Genomic DNA, 13,724 nt, shown 5'->3' on the forward strand with positions numbered 1-13,724 from the left:
CGAGTGGAGATCACACGAGCCATTATACTTAACAGTCTTGACCTTAAGTCAAATGTTCTTAGGCAGCGACACCGGACTTGTTGATCACTTCGTCAAAGGCAAGTTCTTTTTCGGTCACTTGCGCTTTGGACAGGATCAGGTCGATGGCTTGATCTTCTACTGCCAGGTTACGGACGCCGTTCAGCATCTGTTCGTTCTTCTGGTAGTGCTCGATCACTTCCTGCGGATCTTCGTAGGCAGTGGCCATGGACTCGATGATGCTGGTTACGCGGGCATCGTCAGCCTTGATCTCGTTGGTGCGGATCACGTCACCCAGCAGCAGGCCTACGCGTACACGACGCTCGGCTTGAGCCTGGAACAGTTCAGCCGGCAGCTCAGGTGCGTTACCGCCCTGGAAACCACCGAAGCGCTGCAGCGCTTGCTGACGCAGGGTGTCGATCTCTTGAGCCACAGCGGCTTTCGGCAGATCGATCTGGTTGGCTTCAACCAGGCCGTTCAGAACCTGCTCTTTCACGCTGTTCTTCAGGGCTTGAGCCAGTTCGCGTTCCATGTTCTTGCGCACTTCGGCTTTCAGCTCTTCAACAGAACCGTTCTCGATACCAAAACGCTTGACGAACTCTTCAGTCAGCTCAGGCAGGATCTGCTCTTCAACCTTGTTCAGCTTGGAAGCAAACTTGGCTGCTTTGCCTTTCAGGTTTTCAGCGTGGTAGTCAGCCGGGAAGGTCACTTCGATGGTGAACTCTTCACCTGCTTTCTTGCCCATGATGGCGTCTTCGAAGCCAGGGATCATGCGGCCAGCGCCCAGCACCAGGTTGAAGCCTTCAGCTTTGCCGCCGTCGAACTCTTCACCGTCGATGGAACCGACGAAGTCCAGGGTCACGCGCATGTCGTTGGCTGCTGCGGCATCAACGTCAGCCCAAGTGGCGTGCTGCTTGCGCAGGGTGTCGATCATGTTGGCCAGATCTTCATCCTTCACGGTCGCAACCGGCTTCTCGACCTTGATGGTCTCGAGACCTGCCACTTCAAACTCCGGGTATACTTCGAAGGTTGCAGTGAATTCGAAATCCTGACCTTCCTGGATCTCTTTCGGATCCATGGTCGGGGCACCAGCCGGGCTCAGCTTGTTTTCGATGATGGCTTTGATGAAGTTGTTCTGCATCATTTCATCAGCAACACGGGCATGAGCCATGGCACCAAACATCTTCTTGATGATGGCTACCGGCGCCTTGCCTGGACGGAAACCGTCGATGCGACGAGTTTTGGCCAGGCCATTCAATTCTTTACGCACAGCGGCGTCAACGGTAGCGGCCGGTACGGTAATGGTAAGGCGGCGTTCCAGACCCTGGGTTGTCTCTACAGAAACTTGCATTCTTCTACCTCGTTCAACTCAGCACTGAGTGCTGACCCTTTATTGCCCCTGGGCAAAGCCCGGAGTCTTCCTGTTTATAAAGACAACGATATGTCTTTGTGATGAGAAAATATGACGCGGCATTATAGCGGCGCACTTTGGTCGAGTCGAGCCACACATCCCCCACATTGAGTGGCGTGCCAGCACAATTCTTGCAAAACTTTCCTTTATATGGGGAGAGAGATGCACGACTTCAACCATTGGTTGGCGATAATTTTGCGTTTACGCCGTTCTTTTTATCCGGATGGCGGTTTATTGCCCATTTTTCGGGTCAAAACCGGTCATAAACAACAGGCCAGCCGTGGCAACGACTCAATTTGTCCCGCCAAACGAAGATTGACCTAATCAGACATTGCGTCCCCTGCCCTCCCTCGTTATGGTGACAGCCAAATTGATGAATCTGGAGTCACTCACATGGGCTTTTTCCGCTTTTTGTTCAATCTGCTCTGGTTTGTCCTGGGAGGCATCATTATGGGCCTGGCCTGGTGGCTAGCCGGTCTGCTCTGTTTTATCTCGCTGATCGGCATCCCCTGGGGCCGCGCCTGCTTTGTGATCGGTACCTTTACCTTCTTCCCGTTTGGCAAGCAGGCGGTCAATCGCAAGAGCATGACCGGCTTCAGCGATATCGGCACCGGCACCCTGGGGCTGATAGGCAACATTATCTGGTTTGTGCTGATCGGTGTCTGGCTGGCCATCGGCCACATCGCTTCGGCGCTGGCCTGCTTCGTGACCATCATCGGCATTCCGTTTGGTATCCAGCACCTCAAGTTGGCACTCATCAGCCTGGCCCCCATTGGCCAGATGATCGTGACCAACCACGAGGCTGAATCAGGCCGCTATATCCGCTAAACGCGGGAAAATGCGCGGGCGGGCACTGCCCTGCAACGAAAAAAAGGGCAGACTAGGGTCTGCCCTTTTCTATTGCCACTGTTGAGACCGTCATGTTACCCAGCCACTTTTTCGCCAACCTCGCCCGCATGAAGCTGATCTACCGCTGGCCGCTGATGCGCAATATCCAGCCCGAGAACATCGCCGAGCACAGTCTGCAGGTCGCCATGGTGGCCCATGCCCTCGGCATCATCAAAAACCGGCTGTTTGGCGGCAGCGTAAATGCCGACCGCGCCGCCGTGATGGCGCTCTACCACGACAGCAGCGAGGTGCTGACCGGCGATCTGCCCACGCCGGTCAAATACTTCAATCCCGAAATTGCCCGCGAGTACAAGAAGATCGAACTCGCCGCCGAGCAGCGGCTGCTCGCCATGCTACCACCGGAACTGATCGAGGATTTTCGCCCGCTGCTCGACTCGCGCGTACAATCGGGCACGCAGTATGAGGAGCTGGCTAGACTGGTGAAAGATGCCGACACCCTCTGTGCCTATACCAAGTGTCTGGAGGAGATCAACGCCGGCAATCGGGAATTCGAACCGGCCCGCAAGCGCCTCGAAGCCATGCTGGAAGCGCGGATGAGTGAGGAGATGCGCTACTTTATCGACACCTTTGTGGCCAGCTTCTCGCTGCCGCTCGATGAGCTGAACGCTCACTAAGCCACGCCACCTGAAAACAGAAGGGCCCGCCGGTTTGCACCGGCGGGCCCTTCGTTATTTATTGCAGATTAGATGCTGCGCATCAGTGGCCCAGCTCGCGGGACGGCACCAGACCGCTCGCCCGCCAGGCGGGATAGAGGGTCGCCACCAGACTCATCAGGATGGCGGCGCCAGTCACAATGAGCAGATCCTGCATATGCAACTCGGTCGGCAGAAAGTCGATAAAATAGATATCCGGATTGAGGAAACGGTGGCCGATCAACCCCTCGATAAAACTTAAGATCTGGGTCAGCTTGCTGGAGAGCAGCCCACCCAGCAAGGCGCCAAGCAGCGCCCCCGCTACGCCGTTGACCATCCCCTGAATCACGAAGGTGAGCCGGATCTGGCCGGGGCTCGCCCCCATGGTCTTGAGGATGGCAATCTCGCTGCGTTTCTCGTTCACCGCCATCACCAGAGTAGAGACGATGTTGAAACAGGCTACCGCCACTACCATCAGCATCACCACATACATCACGGTACGCACCATCTGGATATCCTGATAGAGGTAGCCCTGGCTGTTCATCCAGCTGCGGATATAGACGTGATGGGGGAACTGCTGCGCGGCGGCAACCGTGATCGACTGCGCCTTGAGCACGTCGCTCACCCGCAGACTGAACCCCTCCACGCCGCTGCCCATGCCAGTGATGGTCTGGGCATCCGCCAGGTGCATAAAGCCGAGCAGCCCGTCGAGTTGACCGCCGATCTCCAGCAGCCCGACTACGGTCAGCGCTTCCCGTTTGGGATTTTTGATCCCCGCCTGATCGCCCCCTTGCGGCAGCAGCAGGGCGACAGCGTCTCCCAGCTTGACCCCCAGCTTGTCGGCGATGGTCTTGCCGAGGATCACCCCATGCTCGCCCGGTTGCAGCTCACGCAGGCCACGACCCGTCATGTATTTGCCCGCATCCGACAGATTGGCTTCCAGCTCCGGCAGCACGGCGCGCAGTTGCACCCCCTTGAGGGCGGAGCCGTGCTCCAGTAGGCCATTCAAACGGATCACCGGTGCAGCAGCCTCGACACCGGGCTGGGCCAGCAGATAGTCCCGCAACCGGGGCCAGTCGGGCAACGGCTGCTCGACCGCATCCAGCTCGCCCTGCGGCACCACAGATAACACCCGATCTTTGAGCTCGCGCTCGAAACCGTTCATGGCGGAGAGACCCAGGATCAGCGCCATCACCCCAAGGGCAATACCGATCAGGGAGGAGGCGGAGATAAAGGCGATAAACCCGTTGCGACGGCGGGAACGGCTGTAACGCAGGCCCAGAAAAAGGGGCAGCGGTTTGAACATCAGGCAACCTCCGCCATCACGCCGCTCACCAGGGTTACCCGGCGATGGAGCTTGGCCGCCAGACTCAAGTCGTGAGTCACCACCACAAACGCAGTGCCCAGTTCACGATTCAATTCGCACAGCAGTTCATAGACGGCAGTAGCACTGGCGTGATCCAGATTACCGGTCGGTTCATCCGCCAGCACCAGACTCGGCTCATTGACCAATGCACGGGCAATCGCTACCCGTTGACGTTCGCCACCGGAGAGCTCGGAGGGACGGTGATCCAAACGATGGGATAGCCCCACTCGCCCCAGCATTTTGGTCGCCTTTTCGGTGGCAACCGCCACCGACTCACCGGCGATCAGCAGCGGCATGGCGGTATTTTCGAGCGCACTGAACTCGGAGAGCAGGTGGTGGAACTGGTAGACAAACCCCAGCTCGCGGTTGCGAAAGCGCGCCTGAGTACGGCTATCCCAGTGGTGGATATCCTCCCCCTTGAAGAGCACAGCGCCGCTGGAAGGGTTATCTAACGCCCCCATCAAGTGCAGCAAGGTGGTCTTGCCGGAGCCCGAGCTGCCCACTACCGCCAGCATTTCGCCCGGTGCGACGCACAGATCGATCCCCTTGAGCACCTGGGTTTCCAGCTCACCCTCTTGATAGACATGATTGAGCGCCTGACAGCGCAGCAGAGGTTCACGGGATACGGCTTCATTCATACAAGGGGCTCCACTTGCCTCAGTAACTACACTGGCACCGGTCACGGCACCATTAACAACCCCGGCATTCACACCGGCGCTAACAACAGAAGATGCATTCTTCACCGCATTACTCATAACGCAGTGCCTCGGCCGGTTTGACCCGTGCCGCACGAACAGCCGGATAGAGCGTGGCACTGAAGCTCAACAGCACGGCGCCCAACAAGATGGTGATGACCTGACTGGGCTCGACGATGACCGGCAAGCCACTGCCGCCCGCCGCCATATAGAGGTTGAGCCCCACCCCGTTGAGCAGGGGGTTGAGACCCAGGCTGAGCGCAAGACCCGCCAATCCGCCAAACAGGGCACCAATCACCCCGCTGGATGCACCGAGTACCATGAAGATCTTGACGATACCGGACTCGCTCATGCCCATGGTGCGCAAAATGGCCACTTCCCCCTCCTTGTCACTGACCACCATCACCAGTGCCGAGAGGATATTGAAGGTGGCCACGGCGATGATCAGCACCAGCATCAGCCCCATCATCCGTTTTTCCATGGCCACCGCCTGGAACAGCTCGCCCCGCTCGCGGCGCCAATCCTGCCACTGCAGCCCGTCGGGCAGCGCAGTTTTGATCACCTCATCGACCGCAAAGGGATCATCGAGCCAGAGACGAATGCCCCCGACGGTGTCGGTCGGCAGGCGCAACAACCGCTGGGCATCCCCCAACGCAATGAGTGCAATCTGGTTATCCACGTCTGCGCCAACCCCGAAGATGCCGGAGACGGTAAAGAGACGCTGGGCTGGTACCCGGCCAAACGGCGTAAAACGCGTCGCCTCAGGCACAATCAAGCGCACCTGATCACCAATGGAGACATTGAGACGGCGCGCTACCCCCTGCCCCAGCACAATCTGATAGTGACCGGCCTGCAAGGTATCAAGGCGCCCCCCCAGCATCTGGCTGTGAAGAATGTCATCCTTGGGCCAGTGGGCGGGGTCAATCCCCTGCACGCTGACCCCGGTCAGCTGGCCGGGGCTTTGCAGCATCCCTTCGCTGTCGAGCATGGGGGCCGTTGCCACCACATGGGGCAAGGTGGCCAGATCCGGCAAACCTTGCGGATCTGCATCAATGCGGCCGGCCTGATTGGTCACCACCACATGGGGGATCACCCCGAGGATGCGCCCCTTGAGCTGCCCTTCGAAACCGTTCATCACCGAAATGACCACCATCAGGGCGGCGACCCCGATGGCAATGCCAAAAGTAGAGAACAGGGAGATAAATGAGACGAAGCGATTGCTGCGCTTCGAGCCGGCATAACGCAGGCCGATGGCCAGCGAAAGGGGCTGAAAAAGTCCGGTCTTCAAGGATATGTACGTTGCCAACAAAATAAGATACCGGATAATAAAGGGAAACCGTCCATGACAACAAGGGATAGCCTCCATGCAGGAACAGTTCTTCAGCGTCACTCATGCCACGCCGGTCAATGTGATCCCCATGCCGGCCGACTTCCATCTCCCCTCGCTGGCGGAGCTGGATGCTGAGTTACCGGAGCCCTTTCGGATTTCGTCATCCATTACATCCATCGATCTGGTGACCACTCGCCTGCTGCGCAATCAAAACGAGTCGATGCACGATCTGATCGAAATCGTCAACCAGCAGTCCCGCAAGATCGACCTGATCATGGGATATGTGTTGTCAGTACAGGACCACCCGGAACAACGTTTCTACACCCTGCGCTTTAGCGCGGGCCAGCTCACTTACCTGCATCCCGCTCATGGCCATGGCGACGTTCCCCGGTTGCAGCAGATCGTGCGGCTCAAAATTTTCTTGCACGATGAAGCGGCCGCCATCTACTGCTATGGCCAGGTAAAACAGCTCGACCGCAGCGAAAATGGCACCCATGTGCTGCTCGATTATGTGCGGATCCGCGAAGATGACCGTGAACTGCTGGTGCGTGCCAGCCTGCATGTGCAGTCCAAGCAACTCAAGCTGCGCGCCCAAGAGCGTCAGCGCTAACCACAGCGAACGCCAACGATAGATCACGTCAACGTTAAAAGAATCGAACAATGCCCATAACGCTCCCCGCCTTACCCGCCAAAGCGGGCCAGAAGTTAACCCTCGGCCAGCTGGTCGGCAGCAGCCTCTCGCTGATTGCAGCCCGTCTCACCAGTGAAGCCAAGGGCCCGGTACTGCTTATCACCGCAGATACCCCGAGTGCCCTGCGCCTTGAGCAGGAGCTACAGTATCTGCTGGCTGAGCAGGACTGTCCGGTGCTGCTGTTTCCCGACTGGGAAACCCTGCCCTACGACACCTTCTCCCCCCATCAGGACATCATCTCCCAGCGGCTCGAGACCCTCTACAAGCTGCCACAGATGAGTAAAGGGGTACTGATCGTCCCCATCTCTACCCTGATGTTGCGCTGCGCGCCCCGGGTCTATCTCGACAAATACAGCCTGGTGGTCAAGGCCGGGCAGCGCCTCAACCTGCAACAACTGCGGGGGCGGCTGGCCGAAGCGGGCTATGTGGCGGTGGATCAGGTGCTGGAGCATGGCGAATTTGCCGCCCGTGGCTCCCTGCTCGATCTCTTCCCCATGGGCAGCAACAGCCCCTATCGCATCGACTTCTTTGATGACGAAGTGGACTCCATCCGCCCGTTCGATCCCGAGACCCAGCGCTCCAGCGAGCCGGTCAAGACCGTCAGCCTGCTGCCTGCCCGGGAGTTCCCCACCGACGAGGCGGCCATCGAACTGTTTCGCGGGCAGTTCCGCGAGCAGTTCGAGCTGTCGCGGGCCGAGGGTTCCGTCTATCAGGAGGTGAGCAAGGGGCGCTGGCCAGCTGGCATCGAGTATTATCTGCCGCTCTTTTTCAACCAGACCGCCAGCCTGTTTGACTATCTGCCACAAAACACCCTGCTGCTCACTGTGGGGGATATCTACCCCGCCGCCCAGCGCTTCTGGAACGACATCGACCAGCGCTATGAAGACAGGCGCTGGGACAACACCCGCCCCCTGCTGCCACCGACACAGCTCTATCTGCCGGTAGAGCAGCTGTTTGCCGCCCTCGGCCAATATGGCGCCGTACGGTTGCAAGAAGCCCCTACCGCTGGCGATGCAGGCCAGCACGATCTGCCCATCTCAGCGCTACCCGAGCTGCAACTTGATCACAGCAAGGAGCAACCGCTGCTGGCGCTGAATCAGTTCCTGCAAGGCTTTGCCGGTCGCACCCTGTTTGCGGTGGAGTCCGAAGGGCGGCGGGAAGTGCTCGGCGATCTGCTGGCGCGTATCTCGCTGCAACCCAAAGAGTTCGCCTCGTTAAGAGATTTCATGGCGAGCAAGGCCCGCCACGGTCTGCTGGTGGCGCCGCTGGAGCGCGGCTTCCGGTGGCAGGAGGCCGGTCAGGATCCATTGGCGCTGATCACCGAGACCGAACTGCTGGGCGGCAAGGTGCGCAGCAAGCGCGCACGGGAGAAGAGCAAGAACTTAAGCTCTGATGCGGTGATCCGCAACCTCGGCGAGCTGACTCAAGGCCAGCCGGTGGTGCATCTGGATCACGGGGTCGGCCGCTATCTGGGGCTGGAGACCATCGATGCCGGTGGCCTGCCCACCGAGTTCCTCACCCTCGAATATGCTGGTGGCGACAAGCTGTTCGTGCCGGTCACCAGTTTGCACCTCATCAGCCGCTACACCGGCTCCGATAACCCGCCCAGCCACAAGCTCGGCGGCGAGGCTTGGGTCAAGGCACGGCGCAAGGCAGCCGAGAAGGTGCGCGATGTGGCAGCCGAGCTGCTGGATGTCTATGCCATACGCGCCGCTCGCGCCGGTTTTGCCTTCAAACACGACAAAGAGGCCTATCGCCAGTTTGCCGCCAGCTTCCCGTTCGAGGAGACCGACGATCAGCTCAACGCCATCAATTCGGTGCTGGGGGACATGTGTCAAGCCAAGAGCATGGATCGACTGGTGTGCGGCGATGTGGGCTTTGGCAAGACCGAAGTGGCGATGCGTGCCGCCTTCGTGGCCGTCCATGGCGGCAAGCAGGTCGCCGTACTGGTGCCCACCACCCTGCTGGCGCAACAGCACTACGACAACTTCCGCGATCGCTTCGCCAACTGGCCGGTGCGGGTCGAGGTGTTGAGCCGCTTCCGCTCCGCCAAGGAGCAGACCAGCGTCTTGAAAGAGCTGGCGGAGGGCAAGGTGGATATCATCATCGGCACCCACAAGCTGCTCGGCGCCGAGCTCACCTTCAAGGATCTGGGCTTGCTGGTGGTCGATGAGGAGCACAGATTCGGGGTGCGCCAAAAGGAGAAGATCAAGGCGCTGCGGGCCGATGTGGATATCCTCACCCTTACCGCCACCCCCATTCCGCGCACCCTCAATATGGCGATGGCGGGGATGCGGGATCTCTCCATCATCGCCACCCCGCCCGCCAAACGGCTCGCCATCAAGACCTTCGTGCGCCAGCACGAACCGGCGGTGGTACGCGAGGCGGTGCTGCGGGAACTCAAGCGCGGCGGTCAGGTTTACTACCTGCACAACGATGTGGAGAGCATCGAAAAATGCGCCGCCGATCTGGCGGAGTTGGTACCCGAGGCCCGCATCGGTATCGCCCACGGTCAGATGCGCGAGCGCGACCTTGAGCGGATCATGTCCGACTTCTACCACCAGCGTTTCAATCTGCTGGTCTGCACCACCATTATCGAAACCGGCATCGATGTGCCGAGCGCCAACACCATCATCATGGATCGGGCGGATCACTTGGGTCTGGCCCAGTTGCACCAGTTGCGGGGCCGGGTTGGCCGTTCTCACCATCAGGCCTATGCCTATCTGCTCACACCCCATCCCAAACTGATGAGCAAGGATGCGGTCAAGCGGCTGGAGGCGATCGCCGCCCTTGAGGATCTCGGCGCCGGTTTTGCGCTGGCGACCCACGATCTGGAAATCCGTGGCGCAGGCGAGCTGCTCGGTGACGATCAGAGCGGCCAGATCGAATCGGTCGGCTTCACCCTCTATATGGAGATGCTGGAGCAGGCGGTCGAGGCGCTGAAAAATGGCAAGGAGCCGTCGCTGGAGCAGCTGATGAGCCAGCACACCGAGGTAGAGCTGCGCCTGCCTGCGCTGTTGCCGGACGACTACATCCCGGACGTCAACATGCGGCTCTCCATGTACAAGCGGATCGCCAGCGCGGCGGATGAGCAGGAGCTGCGCGAGTTGAAAGTGGAGCTTATTGACCGTTTTGGCCTGCTGCCCGAGGCGACCAAAACCCTGCTGGAGCTGGCGGCCTTCCGCCAGCGTGCCACAGCGCTGGGCATTCGCCGGGTAGAGATGAGCGAGCGCGGCGGCTATCTCGACTTCACACAAGAAACCAAGGTCAATCCGACCTATCTGGTCAAATTGCTCTCCAGCCAGCCACGGGTCTACAAGATGGACGGGCCGACCCGGCTGCGTTTTCAAATGCCCACCCAGGAGCGCGCCATGCGTCTCAAGCTGGTGGATGGCTTGCTGGCAGATCTTGCCAACAACAGCCTGTGAGGGTGAGCCTTGCTGGCAGATAGCCCAGCAAATGAAGCCAACGAAAACGGGAGCCAAATCGGCTCCCGTTTTATTGATGCTGGGGTGTGCTGAGTATGTTGAGTCCGACAACGAGTGTCGTTGTTGGGCCTATCTTCCCTCAGCCCAACCTGCCCGGCTGATCAGATGGGGACGCTCAACCCTGGTTGGCCGGATCCTCGTGAGCCGAAAACTCCCGCATAAAGGCCTCGGCCCGCTCCACCATCTTGGTGGAACCGACGAAGTAAGGGGTGCGCTGGTGCAGCGCGGTGGGCTGGATATCCATGATCCGGCCAAAGCCATCTGAGGCTTTTCCGCCCGCCTGCTCCACCAGAAACGCCATCGGGTTGCACTCATAAAGCAGGCGCAGCTTGCCGTTCGGCGAGTTGGTGCCGGACGGATAGATGTAGATACCGCCCTTGAGCAGGTTGCGATGGAAATCAGAGACCAGGGACCCGATATAGCGGGAGGTGTAAGGGCGATTGGTCGCCTCGTCGCGCTCCTGACAATATTTCAGGTACTTCTTCACCCCGTCCGGGAACTTGATGTAATTGCCCTCGTTGAGCGAGTAGATTTTGCCCTCTTCCGGAATGCGGATGTTCTCGTGAGAGAGGCAGAAGCAGCCGATGGAAGGATCATAAGTAAAGCCGTTGACACCAAAGCCGGTGGTGTAGACCAGCATGGTGGAGGAGCCATAGACCACATAGCCAGCAGCGACCTGACGGTTACCCGGTTGCAGGAAGTCTTCCAGGGTCACTGCGCCACCTTGCGGGCTCAAACGGCGGTAGATGGAGAAGATGGTACCGACCGAGACGTTGACATCGATGTTGGATGAGCCATCGAGGGGGTCGATCAGCACCACGTATTTGGAATTTTTGGAGAGTGGCGAGTCAAAAGCCACGAAGTCCTCTTCCTCCTCCGAGGCCATGCCACACACCTCACCACGGGCCTCAAGTGCTGCCTTGAAGCGCTCGTTGGCATAGACATCCAGCTTCTGCTGCACCTCCCCCTGCACGTTTTCAGCGCCCATTGAGCCAATAATATCCGCCAGTCCCGCCTTGTTGATCTCCCGGTTCACCACCTTGGCGGCGAGGCGGATCGAACTCAGCAGCGAGGTCAGCTCGCCAGTCGCGGTAGGGTAGTCCGCCTGCTTTTTGACGATGAACTCACCCATGGTGATCATGTTTCGCATTGTTATTCCTTTAGGTCGCATCAGTTGGCTTTGAAAACGTTTGCAGGGGTCGGTAAAAAAAACACCGAACACCGACGGCCTTGATTTGTAACCTAATGTAACGCCTGCCTTTGCTTTTTGCAGCGAATTAAGCGGTCTAATAAATCGACGATTTCATCCCTTTTTCGCTCAATAATCCCCTTTAAAAGGTTTCATACGATAACTTAAAGCCGCTTAATTCGTGCAAATAAGCGGCTGTATCCCGCGTGATGACTGGCATTCTGCCGCTGGGTAATGCCCCTGCTGACACTTGTTTCCCACTCCTCCCCCCCTTGAGATCCGATTGCCAATACAGCACACTGATTTCGCTTTGGAAGCAAATAAAACTCAAGGATTATCAATGAACAAGACTCTCATTGCCGGCATGGTAGCCGGACTTTTCGCCCTTCCCGCCGGGGCAGCAGAAGTGCCAGCCGGCACCAAGCTGTTACCCGATGCCCAGCAAACCTATGTCACCAATATCGGCAGCGAGCCGACCACCATCGACCCCCAACTGGTGGAAGAGAGTGCCGGCAGCGCCATCGTCAACGATCTGTTTGAAGGGCTCTATACCCTCGACGCCAACGGCAAGACCCTGCCCGCCGGCGCACTCAGTTACGAGCTGGATAGCACAGGCACCGTCTATACCTTCAAACTGAGGCCGGAAGCCAAGTGGTCTAACGGTGAACCGGTCACCGCCGCCGATTACGTCTACGGCTGGCAACGAGCCGCCGCCCCCAAAACCGCTTCCAACTATGCCTGGTTTATCGAATTGATGGGTATCACCAATGCCAGCGAGGTGATCCAGGGCAAGAAGAGCCCGGATACGCTGGGCGTCAAGGCACTGGATGCGCACACCCTGCAGGTGACCCTGAAAAATCCGGTCCCCTTCTTCCTGAAGACGCTGGCCCACTACACCACCTTCCCGGCGCCCAAGGCCACCATTGAAAAATTCGGCAAGGATTGGGTCAAACCGGGCAATATCGTCTCCAACGGCGCCTTTGTGCTCAAGGAGTGGACCCCCAACGAGCGACTGAGCGCCGAGCGCAATACCCACTACTGGGACAACCAGCACACCGTCCTGAACAAGGTGGTCTATCTGGAGATCGTCTCCGAAACCGCCGCCTACAACCGCTATCGCACCGGTGAGCTGCACTACACCACCTATCCGCTGGAGCAGTACAAGCACATCAAGAGCCAGAGCCCGCAAGATCTGGTCAGCGCCCCCATGCTCGCCACCTATTACTACGTGTTCAATGTGAACCGCAAACCGTTCGATGATCCGAAAGTACGCAAGGCACTCTCGCTGGCCCTTGATCGAGAGACCATCACCGACAAGATCCTGGGGCAAGGGCAACTGCCCGCCTTCAGCCTGACCCCACCGAGTGTCGATGGCTTTGATCTGAAAAAACCGGCCAGCCAGCAGCAGAGCAAAGAGGCGCGGATCTCGCAGGCCAAAGCATTGCTGACCGAAGCGGGTTATGGCCCGGACAAACCGCTCACCGTCGATATCCTCTACAACACCAACGAGAGCCACAAGAAGATCGCGCTGGCCGTCTCCTCCATGTGGAAACACAACCTGGGAGTCACCGCCACCCTCAACAACATGGAGTGGAAGACCATGGTCTCCACCCTCAACGAGGGGGACTTCGGTGTCAGCCGCTACTCCTGGAACGGGGATTACAACGATGCCTCCACCTTCCTCGATATCCTGACCTCCAGCAGCAGTGCCAACAGCGGCAAGTGGTTCAACAAGCAGTACGACGCCCTGCTGGCCAAGGCCCACGACGCGCAGGATGCTGCCGAGCGCAATCAGCTCTACCAGCAGGCGGAAGCATTGATCGAGGCCGAAGCCCCTATCGCGCCGCTCTACTTCTACGTCAAATCGCGACTGCTCAAGCCGTTCGTCAAGGGTTACCCCTATCAGAACCCGCAAGACATCGTCTATAGCCGGGACCTCTATCTGGTCGCCCAGTAACCTGTCGCGCACAGCCTGTGTCTAGTCCTGAAATAGGT

The 13,724-nt window shown here is 58.8% G+C and carries 11 protein-coding genes; 6 read left to right on the plus strand and 5 right to left on the minus strand.

Going from position 1 to position 13,724, the window contains the following annotated elements; translation table 11 throughout:
• Positions 1-58 precede the first annotated feature (58 nt).
• Complete coding sequence (gene tig, locus BN1135_RS10480) at positions 59-1,369, minus strand: trigger factor (RefSeq protein WP_042020883.1); 1,311 nt, start codon at positions 1,367-1,369, stop codon at positions 59-61.
• A gap of 222 nt (positions 1,370-1,591) precedes the next feature.
• On the opposite strand from tig, the gene BN1135_RS22095 reads away from it, so the two are divergent.
• The 3 genes from BN1135_RS22095 to yfbR all read left to right on the plus strand — a co-directional run bounded on the left by BN1135_RS22095 (position 1,592) and on the right by yfbR (position 2,952).
• Positions 1,592-1,753 (plus strand): hypothetical protein, encoded by a 162-nt coding sequence (locus BN1135_RS22095; protein WP_175479116.1) that lies wholly within the window; start codon positions 1,592-1,594, stop codon positions 1,751-1,753.
• A gap of 69 nt (positions 1,754-1,822) precedes the next feature.
• A complete protein-coding gene (locus BN1135_RS10485; RefSeq protein WP_042020884.1) occupies positions 1,823-2,257 on the plus strand; it encodes a YccF domain-containing protein in 435 nt (144 codons plus the stop codon).
• A 92-nt stretch (positions 2,258-2,349) separates the two neighbouring features.
• The gene (yfbR, locus tag BN1135_RS10490; RefSeq protein WP_042020886.1) at positions 2,350-2,952 is read left to right on the plus strand and encodes a 5'-deoxynucleotidase; all 603 of its coding nucleotides are present in this window, start codon (positions 2,350-2,352) and stop codon (positions 2,950-2,952) included.
• Between the two features lie 82 nt (positions 2,953-3,034).
• Here yfbR and lolE read toward each other — a convergent pair whose 3' ends face one another.
• From lolE to BN1135_RS10505, 3 genes are all read right to left on the minus strand, one after another.
• On the minus strand, positions 3,035-4,276 hold the full coding sequence (lolE, locus tag BN1135_RS10495) for a lipoprotein-releasing ABC transporter permease subunit LolE (protein WP_042020887.1): 1,242 nt from the start codon (positions 4,274-4,276) through the stop codon (positions 3,035-3,037).
• Positions 4,276-4,974: a lipoprotein-releasing ABC transporter ATP-binding protein LolD gene (gene lolD, locus BN1135_RS10500; protein ID WP_042020888.1), complete on the minus strand. Its 699-nt coding sequence runs from the start codon at positions 4,972-4,974 to the stop codon at positions 4,276-4,278. The genes lolE and lolD overlap by 1 nt, the downstream gene beginning before the upstream one ends.
• Positions 4,975-5,083: 109 nt before the next feature.
• The gene (locus tag BN1135_RS10505; protein WP_042020889.1) at positions 5,084-6,319 is read right to left on the minus strand and encodes a lipoprotein-releasing ABC transporter permease subunit; all 1,236 of its coding nucleotides are present in this window, start codon (positions 6,317-6,319) and stop codon (positions 5,084-5,086) included.
• A gap of 76 nt (positions 6,320-6,395) precedes the next feature.
• Between BN1135_RS10505 and BN1135_RS10510 the strand changes: the two genes are divergently transcribed.
• Both BN1135_RS10510 and mfd read left to right on the plus strand, forming a co-directional pair.
• A complete protein-coding gene (locus BN1135_RS10510; protein ID WP_042020891.1) occupies positions 6,396-6,971 on the plus strand; it encodes a hypothetical protein in 576 nt (191 codons plus the stop codon).
• A gap of 50 nt (positions 6,972-7,021) precedes the next feature.
• Positions 7,022-10,480, plus strand: coding sequence for a transcription-repair coupling factor (gene mfd / locus BN1135_RS10515; protein ID WP_042020893.1), 3,459 nt, complete (start codon positions 7,022-7,024; stop codon positions 10,478-10,480).
• 175 nt (positions 10,481-10,655) lie between these two features.
• Here mfd and fbp read toward each other — a convergent pair whose 3' ends face one another.
• On the minus strand, positions 10,656-11,690 hold the full coding sequence (gene fbp / locus BN1135_RS10520; RefSeq protein ID WP_042020895.1) for a class 1 fructose-bisphosphatase: 1,035 nt from the start codon (positions 11,688-11,690) through the stop codon (positions 10,656-10,658).
• A 379-nt stretch (positions 11,691-12,069) separates the two neighbouring features.
• Here fbp and BN1135_RS10525 point away from each other — a divergent pair, with 379 nt between their 5' ends.
• On the plus strand, positions 12,070-13,686 hold the full coding sequence (locus BN1135_RS10525; RefSeq protein ID WP_042020897.1) for a peptide ABC transporter substrate-binding protein: 1,617 nt from the start codon (positions 12,070-12,072) through the stop codon (positions 13,684-13,686).
• Positions 13,687-13,724 lie beyond the last annotated feature (38 nt).

The organism is Aeromonas sobria, from assembly GCF_000820145.1.
GTDB lineage: Bacteria > Pseudomonadota > Gammaproteobacteria > Enterobacterales > Aeromonadaceae > Aeromonas > Aeromonas sobria.

Coding starts and splice junctions, on each gene's coding strand:
- tig (WP_042020883.1), bottom strand. CDS start 1,369: ATGCAAGTTTCTGTAGAGACAACCCAGGGTCTGGAACGCCGCCTTACC.
- BN1135_RS22095 (WP_175479116.1), top strand. CDS start 1,592: ATGCACGACTTCAACCATTGGTTGGCGATAATTTTGCGTTTACGCCGT.
- BN1135_RS10485 (WP_042020884.1), top strand. CDS start 1,823: ATGGGCTTTTTCCGCTTTTTGTTCAATCTGCTCTGGTTTGTCCTGGGA.
- yfbR (WP_042020886.1), top strand. CDS start 2,350: ATGTTACCCAGCCACTTTTTCGCCAACCTCGCCCGCATGAAGCTGATC.
- lolE (WP_042020887.1), bottom strand. CDS start 4,276: ATGTTCAAACCGCTGCCCCTTTTTCTGGGCCTGCGTTACAGCCGTTCC.
- lolD (WP_042020888.1), bottom strand. CDS start 4,974: ATGAATGAAGCCGTATCCCGTGAACCTCTGCTGCGCTGTCAGGCGCTC.
- BN1135_RS10510 (WP_042020891.1), top strand. CDS start 6,396: ATGCAGGAACAGTTCTTCAGCGTCACTCATGCCACGCCGGTCAATGTG.
- mfd (WP_042020893.1), top strand. CDS start 7,022: ATGCCCATAACGCTCCCCGCCTTACCCGCCAAAGCGGGCCAGAAGTTA.
- fbp (WP_042020895.1), bottom strand. CDS start 11,690: ATGCGAAACATGATCACCATGGGTGAGTTCATCGTCAAAAAGCAGGCG.
- BN1135_RS10525 (WP_042020897.1), top strand. CDS start 12,070: ATGAACAAGACTCTCATTGCCGGCATGGTAGCCGGACTTTTCGCCCTT.